Source organism: Streptomyces sp. NPDC055078, from assembly GCF_053607985.1.
Genome location: NZ_JBSGUP010000025.1, coordinates 12,570 through 31,007, shown reverse-complemented (window position 1 = coordinate 31,007; position 18,438 = coordinate 12,570). Strand labels below are relative to the sequence as shown.

General features: G+C 67.3%; 10 protein-coding genes. 5 read left to right on the top strand and 5 right to left on the bottom strand.

Annotated features, from left to right (window positions below; translation table 11 throughout):
- Positions 1 to 217 precede the first annotated feature (217 nt).
- The 5 genes from ACWF94_RS04340 to ACWF94_RS04320 all read left to right on the top strand — a co-directional run bounded on the left by ACWF94_RS04340 (position 218) and on the right by ACWF94_RS04320 (position 5,643).
- On the top strand, positions 218 to 1,018 hold the full coding sequence (locus tag ACWF94_RS04340) for an ABC transporter permease (protein WP_453484540.1): 801 nt from the start codon (positions 218 to 220) through the stop codon (positions 1,016 to 1,018).
- 181 nt (positions 1,019 to 1,199) lie between these two features.
- Positions 1,200 to 2,012, top strand: a complete 813-nt coding sequence (locus ACWF94_RS04335; RefSeq protein ID WP_453484542.1) for an ABC transporter permease — start codon at positions 1,200 to 1,202, stop codon at positions 2,010 to 2,012.
- 2 nt (positions 2,013 to 2,014) lie between these two features.
- Complete coding sequence (locus ACWF94_RS04330; protein WP_453484538.1) at positions 2,015 to 3,007, top strand: ABC transporter ATP-binding protein; 993 nt, start codon at positions 2,015 to 2,017, stop codon at positions 3,005 to 3,007.
- Positions 3,008 to 3,053: 46 nt separating this feature from the next.
- On the top strand, positions 3,054 to 3,734 hold the full coding sequence (locus ACWF94_RS04325) for a DUF1707 SHOCT-like domain-containing protein (protein ID WP_453484536.1): 681 nt from the start codon (positions 3,054 to 3,056) through the stop codon (positions 3,732 to 3,734).
- Between the two features lie 127 nt (positions 3,735 to 3,861).
- The gene (locus ACWF94_RS04320; protein ID WP_453484535.1) at positions 3,862 to 5,643 is read left to right on the top strand and encodes a DUF445 domain-containing protein; all 1,782 of its coding nucleotides are present in this window, start codon (positions 3,862 to 3,864) and stop codon (positions 5,641 to 5,643) included.
- Positions 5,644 to 5,865: 222 nt separating this feature from the next.
- Here ACWF94_RS04320 and ACWF94_RS04315 read toward each other — a convergent pair whose 3' ends face one another.
- The 5 genes from ACWF94_RS04315 to ACWF94_RS04295 all read right to left on the bottom strand — a co-directional run bounded on the left by ACWF94_RS04315 (position 5,866) and on the right by ACWF94_RS04295 (position 18,398).
- Positions 5,866 to 6,213: an Ig-like domain-containing protein gene (locus tag ACWF94_RS04315; protein ID WP_453484533.1), complete on the bottom strand. Its 348-nt coding sequence runs from the start codon at positions 6,211 to 6,213 to the stop codon at positions 5,866 to 5,868.
- A gap of 467 nt (positions 6,214 to 6,680) precedes the next feature.
- A complete protein-coding gene (drmB, locus tag ACWF94_RS04310) occupies positions 6,681 to 8,513 on the bottom strand; it encodes a DrmB family protein (protein WP_453484532.1) in 1,833 nt (610 codons plus the stop codon).
- Positions 8,510 to 11,731, bottom strand: a complete 3,222-nt coding sequence (locus tag ACWF94_RS04305) for a helicase-related protein (protein WP_453484530.1) — start codon at positions 11,729 to 11,731, stop codon at positions 8,510 to 8,512. The genes drmB and ACWF94_RS04305 overlap by 4 nt, the downstream gene beginning before the upstream one ends.
- Complete coding sequence (locus ACWF94_RS04300) at positions 11,728 to 13,638, bottom strand: UvrD-helicase domain-containing protein (protein ID WP_453484528.1); 1,911 nt, start codon at positions 13,636 to 13,638, stop codon at positions 11,728 to 11,730. The genes ACWF94_RS04305 and ACWF94_RS04300 overlap by 4 nt, the downstream gene beginning before the upstream one ends.
- Positions 13,635 to 18,398, bottom strand: coding sequence for a DEAD/DEAH box helicase (locus ACWF94_RS04295; protein ID WP_453484526.1), 4,764 nt, complete (start codon positions 18,396 to 18,398; stop codon positions 13,635 to 13,637). The genes ACWF94_RS04300 and ACWF94_RS04295 overlap by 4 nt, the downstream gene beginning before the upstream one ends.
- Positions 18,399 to 18,438: the final 40 nt, after the last annotated feature.

The following is an 18,438-nucleotide window of genomic DNA, read 5'->3' as shown; positions in this document are numbered from 1 at the left end:
AGGGCACCACCGACTGGGCTCGGCGGGCCCGCCGAGCCCAGTCGGTGGTGCCCTGGCGGTGTCCCGGAGGCGCCTTGACGGCCTGAGGAGCGGCGTACGGGGTGTGCGGCGGCGTCCGACGGCAAACGACTGCTCACGACGGCAAGCGACTGCTGACGACTGCTGACGACTGCTTACGACTGCTTACGACTGCTTACGACACGGAAAGGGTGGAGACGTGCGGCTGTACGGAGTCGTTGCCGCCGGCTGGTTCCGGCGCTATGCGACCTACCGGGTGGCGACCGCTGCGGGGGTGTTCACCAACACGGTCTTCGGCTTCATCATGGCGTACACCTATATCGCCCTGTGGGACGAGCGGCCCCAGCTCGGCGGCTACGACCTCTCGCAGGCGCTCACCTACGTCTGGCTGGGCCAGGCGCTGCTGATGACCTGCGCCATGATGGGCGGCGGCTTCGAGGACGAGCTGGTGGAGCGCATCCGTACCGGCGATATCGCCGTCGACCTCTACCGCCCCGCCGACCTCCAGCTGTGGTGGCTGGCCGGCGATCTGGGCCGCGCCCTGTTCCATCTGCTGGGCCGGGGCATCGTCCCGATGGCGGTCGGCGCGCTCGCCTTCGACCTGGCCCTGCCCGGGTCTCCGGGGACCTGGCTCGCCTTTCTGTTCGCGGTGGCGCTGGGTGTGGTGGTCAGCTTCGCGGTGCGGTTCCTGGTGGCGCTCTCGGCGTTCTGGCTGCTGGACGGCGCGGGAGTGACACAGCTCAGCTGGCTGGCGGGGATGTTCTTCTCCGGCATGCTGCTGCCGCTCAATGTCTTCCCCGGGGCGCTGGGCACGATCGCCCAGGCGCTGCCCTGGTCGGCGCTGCTCCAGGTCCCGGCGGACGTCCTGCTCGGCAAGCACACGGGGTGGGGCCTGGTCGAGGCGTTCGCCTTCCAGGCCGGGTGGGCGGTGGCCCTGCTCGGCGCCGGCCGGGCGCTCCAGTCCCTCGCGACGCGCAGGGTGGTGGTCCAGGGTGGCTGAGGAATCCACCCGGCTCCCTGAGGGGTACGGGGAGGGCGGGCGCCCGCGCGAGGCTGGATACGAGGACGGCGCGGCGTACGAGCACGACGCGGCGCATGAGGACGGCCCCCGGGGCCCGCGCGGCACCGGGCACAGGGACGACGCGGCGTACGAGGACGGCCTCCGGGATCCTCGTGGCCGGATGTCGACCCTCCTGACCGGGCTGCGCGCCTACGGGTTCATCGTGGCGATGTGGATCCGCTCCACGATGACCTACCGCGCCTCCTTCGCGCTGACGACGGTCGCGAACTTCACGGCGACCGGGTTCGACTTCATCGCGATCCTGCTGATGTTCTCGCACGTCGACACCCTCGCCGGCTACTCACTCGGCGAGATCGCGTTTCTGTACGGCGCGGCGGGCACCGCCTTCGGCCTCACCGACCTGGCCATCGGCTCGGTCGACCGCCTCGGCCGCCGGGTGCGCGACGGCACGCTCGACACCCTGCTCGTACGCCCCGTGCCGGTGCTCGCCCAGGTGGCGGCGGACCGGTTCGCGCTGCGCCGGCTGGGCCGGGTCACCCAGGGGCTGCTGGTCCTCGGCTACGGGCTGGCCGTGGTGGACATCGACTGGACGCCGCTCAAGGTGCTGATGATGCCGATGATGGTGCTCAGCGGGGCGGCGATCTTCGCGTCGGTGTTCGTGGCCGGGGCCGCGTTCCAGTTCTGGGCCCAGGACGCCGCCGAGGTGCAGAGCGCCGTGACCTACGGCGGGAACACCATGCTGCAGTACCCGCCGACGGTCTTCACCAAGGACCTGGTGCGCGGGGTGACCTTCGTCGTACCGCTCGCCTTCGTCAACTGGCTCCCCGGCCTCTATGTGCTGGGGCGGCCCTATCCGCTCGATCTGCCGCAGTGGTCGGCCTTCCTGCCGCCCGTGGTCGCCGCCGTGTGCTGCTGGCTGGCTTCGCTGGCATGGCGGGCGGGCCTTCGTACGTACCGGAGCACGGGGAGCTGACCATGACGGATCTCATGGGAACGGATTTCATGGAAACGGATTTCATCGAACTGGACGGCGTCGAGAAGGTCTTCGACGTACGGCGCAAGGCCGGGCGGCTGCGCCGGGTGCGGCATCAGGTGCGCGCGGTGGACGGCATCACCTTCCGGGTGGCGCGCGGGGAGATGGTCGGCTACATCGGCCCGAACGGCGCCGGGAAGTCCACCACCATCAAGATGCTGACCGGGATTCTCACCCCCAGCGGCGGACGGCTGCGGATCGCGGGCATCGACCCGTCCCGCGAGCGCACCCGGCTGGCCCAGCGGATCGGGGTGGTCTTCGGGCAGCGGACGACCCTGTGGTGGGACCTCCCGCTGCGCGACTCGTACCGGCTGGTGCACCGGATGTACCGCATCCCGGACGACCGGTTCCACGCGAACCTGGAGCGCTGTGTCGAGCAGCTCGACCTCGGCGAACTGCTGGATGTGCCCGTACGGCAGCTCTCCCTCGGCCAGCGGATGCGCGGCGATATCGCGGCGGCGCTGCTGCACGACCCTGAGGTGCTGTATCTCGATGAGCCGACGATCGGGCTCGATGTGGTCTCCAAGGCGAAGGTCCGCGAGTTTCTGCGCGAGCTGAACGCCGAGCGCGGGACGACGGTCCTGCTCACCACGCACGATCTGACCGATATCGAACAATTGTGCAAACGGGTGATGGTCATCGACCACGGCCGGCTGATGTACGACGGCGCCCTCGCCGGCCTCCATGAGGTGGGCGAGAGCGAACGGACTCTGGTGGTGGACCTGGAGCGGGAACTCCCCCCGGTGGTCACGGACTTCGCCCGTACGGTGAAGGTCGAGGGCCCCCGTCAGTGGCTGGCCTTCCCGGCGTCCCAGTCGGCCGCGCCGCTGGTGGCCGCGCTGGCGGACAAGTACCCGGTGGTGGATCTGTCGGTACGGGAGCCGGATATCGAGGCCGTGATCGCGAAGATGTACGCGGAGCGGCCGGGGGCGTGAGGGCGTGCGCTGGGTCCCCCGCTGACCGCTGTCTATCCTTGCACGTATGAGCGAACTCCCAGAGATGCGTGCCTCCGACAGCGAGCGTGAGCGGATCGCCGAGCGGCTGCGGGAAGGGGTCGCGGAGGGCCGGCTCACCATGGAGGAGTTCGAGGAACGCCTCGACGCCGCGTACACGGCACGAACCCATGGCGAGCTGGAGCCCCTGGTAAGCGATCTCCCGGTGACGGGCACGGGAGCGGCGCCGGTGGCGGCGACCGGCTCGGGTGACTGGGCCGGCCGGATCGGCGGCGCCCCCACCTCCCAGTTCGGATTCGCCTTCTGGAGCGGGTTCGGCCGCAAGGGGACGTGGACGGTGCCCCGGCAGTTCACCGGCTTCGCGATGATGGGCGGCGGTGAGATCGATCTGCGGGAGGCCCGTTTCGAGGACCGCGACATCGTGATCCGCTGCTTCACGATCATGGGCGGGATCGATGTCGTCGTACCGCCCGATCTCGATGTCCGGGTCACGGGCATCGGCATCATGGGCGACTTCGGCGAGGAGGGCGATCTGGACGGCGTACCCGATCCGTCCTCGCCGCGCGTACGGATCACGGGCTTCGCGCTGATGGGCGGGGTGGGCGTGAGGCGGAAGCTGCGGAAGGCCGAGAAGGAGCGCCTTAAGGCGGAACGCGAGCGCGCGCGCCTGGAGCGGCGCGAGGGCCCCCACCGCAAGGAACTGGGCTGATCCCTTCCCCTCCGCTTCTCCCTCCGCTTCCTGTCATGTCCGGTTTCGGGAACTCGGCGTGCGCGCCGGGAGTACCTGGGATAGGGACAATGCGTACGACGGTGCGCTGCGCGAACGGGTGGAGTGGATGAATCGCACGGAGCGGGAAGCGCGGGGCGGCGACGACCCCGACGAGGGCGGGGGCTCCTCGGGAGCGGACGAGGCTGCGACCGGTGGGGGTGCGACCGGTGAGGATGCTCCGGCCGGTGCGGGTGCTCCGGCCGGTGGTGGCGAGGGCAGGCCCGGTGGTGGCGAGGGCCTGCCCGGTGGTGGCGAGGGCCTGCCCGGTGGCGGCGGCGAGGGTCGGCCTGGTGGTGGCGAGGCCGGGCCCGGTGCGGACGAGGGCCTGCCCGGAGCGGATGTGTCTCCTCCGGGTACGGGCGGAAGGTCCGCGCTGCCGCCTGGTCCCGCCCGGGACGGGGTGCCCCCGGCACCCGGCGGCGGTACGGACCGGCCTCCGCCCGCCGGGGCGCGTACCCCCGGAGGGCGTACGGGCGGCGGCAGTACCCCGCCCAGCAGGGACCGGACCCGGCCTCGGACTCGGACCCGGACCCGGACCCAGACCCAGACCGCGGCCGGCGGTGGCCGCCGCCGTACCGGACTGCCCTCCTTCGCGTACACCGAGGCGGACGCCGAGAAGCAGCGCGGCGTCCGGCAGATGAAACTGATCGCGGCCGGTCTGCTCGGCTTCGTCGCGGTCGTCTTCGCGCTCGCGACCTGGGCGAAGAACGCGGGCGCGGGCCCCTGGGCCGGTTATGTCGCCGCCGCGGCGGAGGCGGGGATGGTCGGCGCCCTGGCGGACTGGTTCGCCGTGACCGCCCTGTTCCGCCACCCCCTCGGCATCCCCATCCCGCACACCGCGATCATCCCGAACAAGAAGGACCAGCTCGGCAGCGCGCTGGGCTCCTTCGTCGGGGAGAACTTCCTCTCCGAGGGTGTCGTACGGGACCGGCTGCGCGCCCTCGGCATCGGCGGCAGGCTCGGCGCGTGGCTGGCGGAGCCGGCACACGCCGACCGGGTCACCGCCGAGCTGTCGACCGCCCTGAGGGGCGCGCTGACCGTGCTGCGCGACTCCGATGTGCAGGCGGTGGTCGGCGAGGCCATCACCCGCCGGGCGAACAGTGCCGAGGTCGCCCCCGGCATCGGCAAGACCCTGGAGAAGGTGGTCGCCGACGGTGCCCACCACCGCGCCGTCGATCTGATCTGCACCCGCGCCCACGACTGGCTGGTCACCCACGCGGATTCGGTGATGGACGCGGTCGAGGGCGGCGCCCCCGGCTGGACCCCGAGGTTCGTGGACCGCAAGGTCGGCGACCGCGTCTACCGTGAGCTGCTGCGCTTCGTCACCGAGATGCGGGACATGCCCGGCCACCCGGCGCGCGGGGCCATCGACCGCTTCCTCAACGACTTCGCCTCCGACCTCCAGTCCGACACGGACACCCGCGCCCGGGTGGAGCGGCTCAAGGCGGACCTCCTCTCCCGCGGCGAGGTGCAGGACGTCATCGCCTCGGCCTGGTCCTCCGTACGCACCATGATCATCTCCGCGGCGGAGGACGACCGCAGCGAGCTGCGGCTGCGCGCACGGGCCTCCCTCCTCTCCCTCGGGGCGCGGCTGGCGACCGACGGCCGCCTGCAGTCCAAGCTGGAGGGCTGGGTCGAGGACGCGGCAGTGTATGTAGTGACCACCTACCGTACGGAGATCACCTCCCTGATCTCCGACACCGTCGCGAGCTGGGACTCCGAGCACACCTCACGCAAGATCGAGGCCCACATCGGCCGCGACCTCCAGTTCATCCGCATCAACGGCACGGTCGTCGGCGCCCTCGCCGGCCTGCTGATCTACACGATCGCGCACGCGCTGGGCGCGTGACCGGTTCCCTGCTCGATCACGCGCCCAGGCACCTGGGGGAGGTATCAAGGGGTACGCACGGCGACCCGTGGGCGTTCAACGCCCACCCGCTCTCCACCGGGCGTCGGCCTCACCCGGCCCCCGCCGGCCTCACCCGGAGCCGCGCCGCCCGCGTACGGCTCCAACGGCCCCTACGGCCTCTCCACGTACGTCAGGGGCGTCCGGCGGACGTCATCGCGACACCTATGACTTCTTGACCTGGATCGTGACCAGCTCGGTCTCGCTCTTCGCCTTCCCGCCCCTCACATCGACCCGGTACGTGAACTCGTCCTCGCCCCCGTACCCCGGCTTCGACGTGTAGACGATGGTGTCCCCGTCGACCTCCGCCTCCCCGAACGCGGGCGGAATATCCACCGCCACACTGAACCCGTCCGCCTCCAGCAGCTTCCGCAGTTCCCCGGTCGACCCATCCGCGAGCTTCACGGTGTCATTCCCGAGCACCCTCACCACGACGCCCTGCCCGTCCCGCGCCGTCGCCTTGTCCCCGACCAGATCGAGCACCGCCTCCGGCACCTTCGTCGGCGTCGCCACCTCCGACGTCACCACCGTCGGCCCCGACGCAGATGGCTCCCTGTCCGTCCCGCCATCACTCCCGCACCCGGCGACTCCCAGCACGACTGCGGTCACCGCTGCGACGGCGATCGCGGCGCGACCTGGCGTACGTATCCAAGACATGTGCTCCCCCAGGGTGACGGGTTCGAACTGTGGGGGGCGATCATGGCATTTTGGCTACCGGCAGATCGTGCGACTGAGATTAGCCGTAGCCGAGTTGTGATGGAAGGTTTCATAAAGGGGCGCATGTGGGCGGGGGTGGTGGGGGGATCTGACCGGGGGTGGCCTCAGAGTTCGGGAGGGACGGGAAGAGCGGCAGCCACGGCAGGGCTGTGTCTGCGATACCGAACTCGCGCCTGAGACCCACGGCTCGCTGAGCCGGTGAATCGAGTCGGCGATCCGGCCGGGCCCGCCTGCGCGGTGGATGGGGCGCGATGCGGCTGCGGTCACCTGGGTGGACGCGCTTCGAAGAACCCCGTGCGCGGATTCTCAGGAGTGCCTACCAGCAAGGCGCGGTCCAACAGGCCGTTGCTCAACTCACAACTGGTCTCCGGCAGCAGTACACAGGCGTGGCAAGCGGCGAGATTGACACTGCCCACACCACTCGCCTCCGATTCGATACAGAGAGGATCCGCCGAGCACCACTCGGCACGGTTGAGTGCCGAGCGGAGAGAAGCGATCAGTTTCGTCGGTTCGCCCTGGGCGACCAGTCCACCGAGGCTGCCCGCAGAGTCGCTCGTCGCTGTGTAGATGAGGACTCCGACCATGTCGCCCTCGGTGTAGAGGCGTTCGCGCAGTGACGCCGCAGGGTAGCCGCCGTCGAGGCTCCATTCGTTGATCAGCGCATGCCCCAGCGTGTGGAGCAGCACCATACGGGGTGTGACAGGTGACTCCGGCACCGCTTGGGGGTCATTGGCTCGTTCGCGTAGCTGTCGCAGATGGTTGGTCCGTATCCGCTCGGCCCGAGCCGCGACCGACGCACTCTGTGCCCACTCGTCGACGCTCTCCTTGTGGAGACGGAGAAAGACACCTTCGCCCTGTACTTCGATGGCCGGTAGCCAGCCCACGGGGGTGAGGGAGAGTGGGGCTTCGTGAACGTCCGCGTTCGTGTCAGGCGTGCCCACACGGGAGAAGGCTTTGAGGACGCGTACTTCGCGCAGTCGCTTGACCAACATGGGGCGTATCAGCCCGTACCGGAGCAAGGGCGTCGTGTCGGAGGTCGGGGGCTCGCAGATGAACTGCTCCGCCCGACTCCGATCCTTCTCAGGATTACCCGCGCTCAAACCCTCGTACTCCTGCTTGCGCAGAGCGACGAAAACACTTTCTCCGGCCTTCGAATCCTCGCCCTCGGCCGCTTCCTGTTCCTCGGCCCTCAGCAGTTCCGTCACCGTGTCGACGGTGACGGAATTGCCCAGAACATTCAGAGCCTTCAAATAGATCTCGATCTCGGCGCCGTTGAGATCGAGGCTGCGAAGATTCTCCCAGTGGTCGGCGAGAGGGTCCGTGGTCCCATCGCTGTCGGGGGGGATGGAGAGTGCCGACTTGACAATGGGTTGCCATGCCATTGAGGAACCGCGCTGGAGGGTCCGTGGGGCCTCGGAGCATGCCTCTGCGGGAGCGTTCCTCAGCCATGGACGACTCCCTTCGCAGCGAACCGCGAGGTCGGCCAGGGCGCTTCTCCGGAATGCCCCTTCCATTGAGACCTCGGGGATGCCGCATGTACAGGAAATCAGGATGGACCGCAGCGATGCGGTCCTTCCATTGGTGCGCAGGCGCATCTCACCGCCGCACCGGCCTGCCTCCCCGTCCTGGCGGTTCTTTCGGTGTGCCCACTTCCAGTACGGGAATTCATCGATATGACCTTTGGGGCATGCGGTGACGAATCGTGACGGGACAAGGCTCTCCTGGCACTCACCGCATTCGTTCTTTCCCGGTGGCGAGTTGAAGCGTCGGACGTGCTGGAGTACGTTGCAGGTCGGACAGGAGTGCCAAAGCGGAAAGCGGCGGACGCGCACACCGTCCTTGCTCGTGTCGTCGGACGCCGGAGGCAACCGGAACGAATTCACCCCGAGGACCCGGGCGAGCCGCCGCTCATGGATCTCCGGCGCCTCATCGATGTTCCAGGAGTCGATTCCCGACACCATGAACGATTCGCTGTCGACCGCGACCATGGAGCCGACGCCGTACGTCGTGATCATCTGCGCGCGACGGACGGCGCCGCGTCGTGGAAGGCTGCGCTCCGGGATTCCACCGGTGCGACGTCTACGGGGCGGGGTCATCGGGATGCCTCCATGAAGAGAGCCGACTCGGCATCGACGTCCCGCAGGCTCCAGAGCGTCGCCCAGGCCTCGATGCTCGATTCGTCATCGAAGGAAGTGAGGAGGGAGGGAGTCCTGGTGCCACGCCGCGCCTCGTAGAAGAGGCCGCCGTGTATCTCCGCCTCCTCCGACCACCAGTCGATGAACTCGTCGAACGCCGACGATGTCGCCTCGTACGAGTCGGGGTCCACCTGGGTGACACGCTCGAGGATTACAGGTTTGACGATTTGTTCGAGCTGCTCGCGGAACTCATCGATTCTGCCGGCATCGTCGTTGGCGCGAGCGGCGGGGATGAGGATGCGCGCGAGGGCCACGACGACGGCGTGCAGCCCACGATCCCGCGAGCGTGCGGAGAACGGTGTGACGCTGGTCGACTCGACCTCTCGGTAGAGAGCCGAGTGGAAGTGAAGGAAATTCTCGTAGTGCGAGCGGTCCCTCGATCGTGTCGAGTTGAGCATGACGGCGACCAGCCCCGGATGGCTGCGGCCGACCCGGCTGGTCGCCTGGATGTACTCGGCGGTTGTCTGAGGCTGCCCCATCACGGCCATGAGCCCCAGTCGATCCACGTCCACTCCCACGGAGATCATGTTGGTGGCGAGCAGGACATCCACGGCCTCCTGGTGCGGAAGCCTCTGCTCGATCTGCTTGAGACGAGCCGGGATCTCGCTGGAGTTGGCACGGCTGGTCAGCTCGGTCTGTTCCCGAACGACCCGCTTGGGGACCCCGTCCCGCTCGGCCAGGTACTCCAGGTATGCCTCGATGTCGTCGTGGACCTGAAGTTCCGCAGCCGAGAGAACTCGCAGGCTGTTGAAGTAGCCGACCAGGGTCCAATACGCGTCACGTACATCCTGAGCGGCATCGCATTGCTTCGCGTGATGAAGCAGGGTCGCGTAGGTGCGGATGAGGAGCGTCGACTGACTCGTACTGGGTGTGAGCAGGCCGACGTAGCGGCGACTGGCCTTCGTCCCACGGGGTGCCTCGACGGCGAACCACGAATCCCGGGAGTCGAGTCCGGCAGGGGGAAACTGGCATACACCACGGGCGAACAACGCCCTGCCCTGCTCCGCGGCCCGTCTGATGGTCGCAGTCGAGGCGATCACCTTTGGCCGGTCGGCGAGGATGTCCACGGCTGTCTCGTACAGGCCCGTGAGTGTACCGAGGGGGCCGGAGATGAGATGCAGTTCGTCCTGGACGATCAACTCGGGCGGAGGCGTGCCGTCCGAGCGATCGCGATTGAAGAGTGCGGCGGTTCGCTCCCGCCACGGCATGGAGGCGAACTTGTCGACCGTGGCGATCACCAGCGTGGGGTGGGCATCGTAGACGGATTCGTCGACGAGGTGCACAGGCAGTCCGTCGCGGAAGTCGCATGAGGTCTCGGGACAACGTACGTGCATGCGCCGGGCGGCGTGATCCACATCGTATTGGTGGGAGTCGAGTTCGGTGCCGCACCAGGGGCATCTGTGCAACTGGACCGGATTGTTCTCCTGCAGCGTCTTCTCTTTGCGTAGTTCGGCGAGGCTTCGGTCGGCGACCTCAAGAGTGTTGGGAGTGGCCGACTGGCCCACCCACATTCCGATGGAGATGGGTTCGGTACCGAGGCTCTGCTCGTCCGCGAGCCGGATCCGTTCCATTGAGCAGATGAGGACGGCGGCACGCTCGAACTGTTGGAGGGTGAGCAGCCGTAGGGTGTAGCGCATCAGGACGGTCACCCCGGCGCCCTGTGCTCCGCCCCGGATACGGCGAAGGAAGGTGGTGAAGGCGATCAGGCCCAGGTACGCCTCGGTCTTTCCACCACCGGTCGGGAACCACAGCAGGTCGGCGATCCGACGGTCGTCGTGACCGGGATCGACGATTCCCTCGAGGCACAACAGCACGAAGGAGATCTGGAACGGTCTCCAACGGCCCGCTTCCGGATCGAGGAGGCGGGTCCGTCCACCCTTGATCCATGAACTCCTCGCCCGCTGCTGCGCCATTGCGCGATTGGCGAGTTGGAATGCTTCCATTGCCTCAGGGCTGTCCCCGAGCACATCTATTCCACGACGCATGCGCTTCAGCGCGACATCGCACAATTGCAGTTGTTCCCGGGCCGGTTTCTCGAGATCGGTTCCGGTGAACGTCGCGGCCTCGGTCCGTCTCCGGCCGATCCACTCCTCGTAGCCTGTCGCCAGGCCTTCGAGCGCTCCAAGGACCTCGGCCGGGGGACGAGTGGCCAGCCCTTGCATGGCGAGGGCGGAATCGTCGATCTCGGGGTTGGAGTCCGTCAGGAGCACCTCATGGGTCGGGACGAAATCAGTCCTCACCTCCCGGATCGCAGCCCTTTCGGTACCCGGTGCGCCGATCGGCGGGGGGACCCAGTCCCAATCCGCCGCACAGCCGTGTCCCATTGCGAAGGTCGGCGCGTGTCGGTGGAGCAGCCGAGTGGTCGCCTGCTCGTCATCGACGGCGCCCAGGGAGGCCGACCGCTCCACGAACGCCCTCGTCGCATTCTCCGCTCTCACGGTGAGGCGGGGCTGGAAGAGACAGAAAGCATCTTGGAGTTCACGCTCACTGATCCGCTTCGTGTTGATCAGCGTGACAGTGATCGTGATCGTTCCGCTCGGTTCGGAACGCCGTCGAACCAGGGCTCGTAGCTCCACACCTTCGGCGAGGGGCTCCGCCGGTCGAATCCCCGGCCGGGTCACATCGATCGTGACGGCCTTCAGTTCGAGAGGGTGACGACGCCAGTACTCGGATTGCTCGGCGGTGCTGCGTACCTCGGCCTGTCTCGCCGCGAGGGGACGTCCCTCGGTATCCTCGGGTTTGTAGACCGCACACTCCGTCGTGACGACGACACTCGACGACACCGTGGGGTCGACCGCGAAGGTGAGTCCCATGGACGACGGCCGGCGGTCGTTGGCCAGAGAGACACCCAGATCGGGAACCGTGTCCTCGGGATCCCTCCGTCGCATCACAGGTACGTCGTCGTGGCCGTCCATCTCGGCGATTCCAGTGGCGATTTCCTCCTCCGCGGAGGAGCCGGCCGTTCGTGGGAACAGGACACCGATGGGATACGTCGTGATGGGTGGGTCGTGCTTCAGTACTTCGTTGTCCGATCCGGGCCCGAGCAGGTCTCGTCGCAGCCGAGTGACGAGCCCCTCACGCACGGTGTAGTGAGCCGAGTGGCGGTCCTCGTCGGTCATCCGCTGAGCCCCTTCCCGGGGTTCCCGCGCCAAGTATGTCGCCCCAATCCCGACAGACGGGGTACGACCCAGACTCCCTGCTCTCCGAGTCCGGCCCGTGAAGCCGAGGCACGACTGCCGGCGACGCATTCCAGAGTGTCCATCCTGAACCCGGCCACTTCCACAGGCCAGTCGATTTCCCAACTTTTGTTGATCTTCAAGGATCCGTGGAGCGCCCGTCGGAATACTTCCGACACCACACCGATCGGAGTGCCGTTGTGAAGGACGGTGTAGGGAGGGCTCTGGTCGGCAGCCATCTGCATGTCGTGCTGGAGACGCAGGGACAGTTCGTCGCCGGGGTGAACCGACGAGGTGAGGTACTCCTGCACGGTCGTCGGATTCGATTCGAACCCGTCGGTGCCCGGTGGGTGCTCCCGCGAGAAGTCCCGGCCGGTGGCCTCGATCCCCAGTCGGACGTGAGATTGCCAACCCCCGACATACCACCTCCCGATGGCACGGTCCAGTCGGATGTGCGTCGTTCGAGGGGGCGAAATACGGAAGAGATCGTCCCGTGGGCGGGTCATCGCGACATAGAGAGCTCGGGCCTCGGCAGCGGGATCCACATGGCTGTGCTGCCGGCGCAGTTCCGCGGTCGTCGGTGGTTCGACGACGATCACTCGGTCGAACTCGAGCCCCTTCGCGCGGTGGATGGTGGACACCACGAGGGATTCAGGTTCCGACTCCGTCAAATCGTCGGGGAATCGGCCTTCCGCGATCAGCCGTCGCAGTGAGGAAACGTCCAGCAGCCCGCGAGGCCCCCGCGCGGCACCGCGCAGGGAGCGCCAGACACGGTTCGCGTCGACGGACCGGGGCACGACCGCTTCCGAGAGGATCTCTCGGAAGCGGTCCACGTTCAGTGTGGTGGATCCGGTACGACGCAACAGGTCGGCGACCCACGGGGGGACCGGGCGGTCCAGGAGGGACCGATGCACGCGGTGCCGGACACCGTGCCCGAAGAGAGACTCGGACAGGGCCAGGGTCTGGCTGTTGTCTCGACAGAGAATGGCGCAGGTACCCGGAAAACTCCGCAGCGAGTCGAGCGTGAAGGCGTCATCGAGTCCGCCGAAGTCCGGGCACTCCAGGAGGCGTGCCCTCAGCTCGCGGTGGGTTCTCTCCCCCTCGGTGACCGAGTCGGCGGGATCGGAGGACAGCTGCTGGAGGCCGGGGCCGAACGGCAGCGCGGTACGGGCCTCCCGGGTGGACGCCCTGAAGTTCGTCGACAAATGCAGTTCGACCAGGTCATCGGCGTACGAGGCGCGCAGCCAGTCGAAGAAGTAATTGGTCTCAGTGGCTCGCGCGTCGGGGGCGGACACCTGGAACCCGAAGATCGCCTGGGCGCTGTCGCCGACCACGGTGAAGCCGCAGCTGTCCTGGAAGTGATCCAGGAGGGTCTCCACCATGTCCCGTCGCACACCCACGAGATCCTGGACCTCATCGATCACCACATGAGCGGGTGTCCCCATCTCGCTTGATTCGACGCCGCCCCGGATGACGGCTTCGGTAGCCTCCTCGATGCGTTGCTCGAATGTACGGTGGCTCCACTGCTCATCCGGGTACGTACTCGTCAACAGCGCGTACGCCCAGGAGTCGAAGGTCTGGACACGGACTCTCCGGGCGTTGTCGGCATGGTCGGCGATCCGGTCCCTCAACTCCCGGACCGCGGCCCGGGAGAAGCTGAGCACAAGGATCTCTCCCGCCTCCAGGGTCTGATCCCCGTCGTCCATGAGCGCGTCGAGTCTGCGCACCAGCGTGTGGGTCTTGCCGGACCCGGCGGCGGCGGTCACCAGGACTCGTGCGTCCCATGGCTGCTCCACGACCCGCCGCTGCTCCACCGTGAGCGCAGGGCTGCCTGCGTATGCACTGATCAACTGGCGCTCCACAGGTGCTCGAACCGAGTGAAGGCGAGAGACCTCCCGTAGTTGGTGATGTTGTCCCGGACGTTGAGGATCAGACAGGTGTCCTTGCCACCGTTGCGCGGTCCCCTTAGTCCGCGACCGATCATCTGTTGGTAGACATTCGGGCTGTACGTCGGCCGGGCCACCACAACGGCTCGGGTGGCCGGCGCGTCGAACCCCTGGGTGAGAACTCCGTAGTTCGTGAGGACCCGGGTCTGTCCGCGGCGGAAGGATTCGATACGGCGACGACGCTCATTGGTGGAGGTGGCCGAATCCACAGCTGCGGCGGTGATGGAGCGGTCATTGAGTTTGGCCGCCAGGAACTTCGCGTGAGGTACCGATGTGGCGAAGATCAGCACTGGCCAGTCCGAGGGCATGGCGACGATCTCGTCGATGATGCGTCCGTTGCGTTCGTGGTCGTCGGCCAGACGTTGCTCCGCGGTCTTCGCCAGAACGCTGAGCATGTCGGCGCGTTGCTTCTCGTCACTGGTCAGTTCGATGGTCCCCCCTGCCAGTTCCTTGTGGGTGACCCGTGCGAGCATGCCGAGGTCCTGAAGCTCGGCATAGGGATCGCCGGTCTCGAACACACCCTCGTCGAGACGACGACCACCGAAGCGTTGGACGAGTCGGTGGGTCTCCTCCACGTTTGTGTTGCGGAACGGCGTGGCTGTCAACCCGAGCAGGTGTCGGTCCGTGCGCGCGTGGGTGAGCCCGAGGTCGCCGAGGATCTGGGTGTACTGGGGAGCGATGGCCATATGTGCCTCGTCCACGATGACGAGGGCGGCCGAACGCAACCAGGCGTACGGGTCCGTCCCGAGACAGTTCCGCAACTTGGCGTCGGTGGCGATGACGAGGTGTGGTCTGTCGCCCACAGGACCGGACTCATTGGTCGTCCAGAGCCGGCTGATGGCGAGCGACTGATCGGCGCCCACCTTCGACCAGACGAACTTCCAACTCTGAACGGCTTGTTCGCACAGTTCCTCGGTCTGTGCAATCCACAGGATCGGACCCTCGAGCTCTTCGCTCGCTTTGACCCACCGGATCACGGCCTCGGCCGCCACACGCGTCTTGCCGGCGCCCGTGGGCAGCGAGAGCATTCCGCGTTGAGGGCTCAGGCGGTCCAGCATCGAGAAGACGTTGGCCGCCAGGCGTTCCTGGTAGTCGTGGAGCCTGGGGAACTCCGAGGGGCCGGGTACATCGATCCGCGGTTCCAGTGACGGGGCGCGGAAGCCCGCGAATGAATCCGGAAATCCGAGGTCCGTGACGAACCGGACAGCCGGGGTTCCCCCGTTGAACGACGAAGGCGCACGACTGGGATAGGCGGCGGCCAGGTCGCGCACATGGACTTGGAGAACACCATCGCCGTGAGCGTTGTGAGCCAATTGGGCGATTCGCCGGGTGGAGGGTTCCGAACCTCCGAGAGCCTCCCTCTCACTCTCGAGGAGACCGACCGGGAGACCTGCCCGCAGAGCGTTCCGTCCGATGAGCAACTCGAGTTTGTCGACCACGGACTCCGAATCGCGCACCCTTTGGAGGGTCTGCTGGAGGTGCCGGTCCTCCTCACGACGGCGCTGGGCGTCCAGGACGGCCCGGCAGCCGGCCGCGCCGAGGCCCCAACGGAGTTCCCTGTCCGCCGCCAGGAGAATCTCGACGGGCGTCAGTGACTCCGGAACGAGAACGATCGTGCCCTTGAGCGCACTGTTCAAAGGGCTGGCGGTGGTTCCGTTGGGAGTACGCTGTACTTCCTCCAACTCCGAACAGCGCAGCAGACTGAAGTGGTTGACCGCGTTGCCGAGTCGTTGACGCAGGGCAGGGAACTCGTCCCTCAGAGGAGTCGGCTCGCCCGAGGTCACGTACCGCGCCTCCTTGCTGATCACATCGGCGAAGCGCAGCATGCCCCACGTATCGACCAGCAACTCCGCGTCCTGAGGGCTTCCCGCAAGCAGGGCGGGCAGTTGCTCGGCCCGGAGGGCCCGGTACTCCTCTGTCGATGCGGCTACCGCGATTTCGCCGTCCTTTCTGGTCGCCCACTCCTCTCCGACCCGGCAACGCGTCAGTGAACCCTCGGGGAAGGCCACCTGGAGGCGCGTCAACATCACATAGGTGTGGCCCACGAATCCGTCGTCCTCGCTGCGCGCCAGATCCGCCAGGAGCCGGGCCCACTGGTGCTCAGGGACCTTGTCCACCGTGCTCGGGAGGTGGAGCTTCCGTGCCTTCTCGGGACTGATGTCCGCGACCGGGAGGACATCGCTGTAGCCGTGGAGTTGCGGGCCCACCGCCTCGCTCAGAGGGACGACGCCTTTCGAGGTGGGGACGAGTCCGTGACGATGGAGCATCCATCGAAGGGGAGATGCGACCCTCGCCCGGGTGGACGCCTGGGCCCCCAACTGTCGGGTCCAGGTGTCGATCACGCTGTCGTCGGGCAGGGCCTTGAGGAATGCCGCCTTTCCTGTGTCCGAGAGTTCGGTCAACAGATGCAGTGGACCGCCGATCGCAGCGCCATCCGTGGTAAGCCGCTGCTTCTGGGGCCGGCTCGCGTTGCTCGAGAGGCTCTTGCAGTAGTCCTGGTAGATCGTGGTCCGGTACTCGTCGAACCACGGTTCTCCCTCGGGACGATGCCCCCCGGTCGGTCTGTCGCACAGACCGAACTCACGGAACACCGCTGTGTCGTCCGAGTGGAAGGCCAGGTCGACGGCGATGCCCGCGTCCCGTGAACCGTCGCCGGGAACCACCGGGCCGGGCAACAGACAGTTCGTCATCCGGTGGAAGCGGCCGTCCACGGTTCGGACGAAGAGGGCTTCCCGTGGCGCGGGGACACGCGATCGAACCTCTGCGGCGACATGGATGCCCCCTGCGCTGTGGAAGAGTTCCCAGAACCGGGTCCAGTCCCTGGGGGAGTAGTTGTCGAAGCCCTGCTCGAGAACGCCCACGAAGCGACCCCGGGCGTCGGCCTCCCGGATTCCCAACTCGCTCAACGCACTCGCCAGAGACGGATCGTCCGACAACTCCCCGACGACGTACACCATGTCGTCCTTGAGGCCGTCGTCGACGGTGCGACGGAACACTTTGCCGGCGACAGGGGCGACCATGCCGTGCGACTCGGTGAGGATGATTCGTGCGGTGCGGGCCTCTGCCGCGAAGGGAGACCCGTTCCTGATCATCTCGGCAAGGATGCGAACGGCGACGGCCGAGCCCTCGGCCCTGCCGTCGGAGACGAGGGCCTCCAGCCAATCACGGACCGACTCGCGTCCCCGGTCCGCGGCCTTCAGGATGTGCTCCACCTTTCCGGAGCGGATCTCCGCGGCCTCGACGGACGGGTGAACCCAGTCGGCGGGGCGGCCGGGACAGGCGTTCCACATCCGGAGCCAGGTGAGTTCGAGCCTCCCCTTGGTGCCTCTGTCCGGGTGCAGTTTGAGTTCCCCCGGGGTTCTGAGGGTTCCGTTCTGGTCGGGTAGCGAAGGGCTGCGGGCGGCCGCGTGCCAGATCTGTTCGGTCAGATACTGATCCGCCCAGTTCAGCGTCTCCGACTCTCGGGGGCGGCCGGGCAACAGCGGGAGATAGGCGCCGGGGTCCCTCGCCGGCGCCAGTTGTGGCAGGGAGTCGACGACGAGCCTCGCCGCGACTCGAATGATCTCCTGATTGAAGGGACTGGCGTCGAGGAGGTTCTGGCGGTCCTCGTTGGTCTTCCACGCACCGTTGAGTGCACCGCTCAGCGTCATCGGGTACTTGGTGGGGAAGTACGACCAGAACTCGCCGCGTCCTCGCTGCGCGTTGAGGATCTCGTCACCGGTGTACGCGGGGACGGCCCAGGCGATGTCGACCGTGCCGCGGTCGTGCATCTCCCCGGCACTGGCCCGCGCGGTCGCGGAGGGACGGTGGGGTTTGGTGAAGACCCGCCATTGGCTCTGAGCAGGCCGCTTACCGGTTCGCTGCTCTTCGATCGTGTGGACGGAGCCGTCGTGGTTACTGGTCATCACGCGGCGGACCGGTGGCATCGGGCGACGATCCTCGAGTATCACCGTGCCCACATGGCGGGAGAAGAGTTGAAAGCGCGTGGGGAATTCGCGCCGCTCGTCGTCCTTGACCTGGTGCATGTCGCGCCCCAGTTGTTCCGCGGCACCTCCCAGCAACCGCATTCGAACTACGGTGGTGGCCCAGCCGAGAAGGTCGTCGAGGACAGGATCGGCCGCTCGTTCCTCGTCGGCGTCGAGCGGCCGGGCCATGCGCAGCACAGGCGTCTCGAAGCCGGCTTCCTCGGAGCGCCCACTTACCCTCATGATTTCCGAACGGGACCATGACCGGTCGAATCCGAAACTTCCCGACCTGCTGAAGAACTGTGGTGCGTCGGTGACGGCAAGCACGGACTTCACGCCCACACCGAAGCGCCCGATCTGGCCACCCCGCTTCCGGGATACGCTCATTCGGAGAATGGTCTCCGCGCCTTCGGGAGTGACCTCGGTTCCCTCGTTCGCGCAGTAGAGGTGTGAATCAGTGAGGACCACCTGGATCTTTCCGCCCGGTTCACTCGCGATCTCGTCGGCGGCATTCTGTACCAGCTCGAAAAGCTGTCGATCGCCGTAGCCGCCTTGGGCGATCCGACGCTCTCCGTTGGCGTGCTCCTGAATGAGTCCCGGGTCCACCCGATAGGTTTCCAGAACACGCTCGGATTGTTCGAGGACCTGCCTGATGACGGGTGAAGGGGTTCCGGCATCCGCCGAATCCGGGTGGCTCACGAGAATTCCGTTCCTATGACCGCTGACGAGGCGCTGGGTA

Bases quoted from the DNA above. Each gene is read 5' to 3' on its own strand.
- ACWF94_RS04335 (WP_453484542.1), top strand. From the start codon at position 1,200: ATGTCGACCCTCCTGACCGGGCTGCGCGCCTACGGGTTCATCGTGGCG.
- ACWF94_RS04330 (WP_453484538.1), top strand. From the start codon at position 2,015: ATGACGGATCTCATGGGAACGGATTTCATGGAAACGGATTTCATCGAA.
- ACWF94_RS04325 (WP_453484536.1), top strand. From the start codon at position 3,054: ATGAGCGAACTCCCAGAGATGCGTGCCTCCGACAGCGAGCGTGAGCGG.
- ACWF94_RS04320 (WP_453484535.1), top strand. From the start codon at position 3,862: ATGAATCGCACGGAGCGGGAAGCGCGGGGCGGCGACGACCCCGACGAG.
- drmB (WP_453484532.1), bottom strand. From the start codon at position 8,513: ATGACCCCGCCCCGTAGACGTCGCACCGGTGGAATCCCGGAGCGCAGC.
- ACWF94_RS04305 (WP_453484530.1), bottom strand. From the start codon at position 11,731: ATGACCGACGAGGACCGCCACTCGGCTCACTACACCGTGCGTGAGGGG.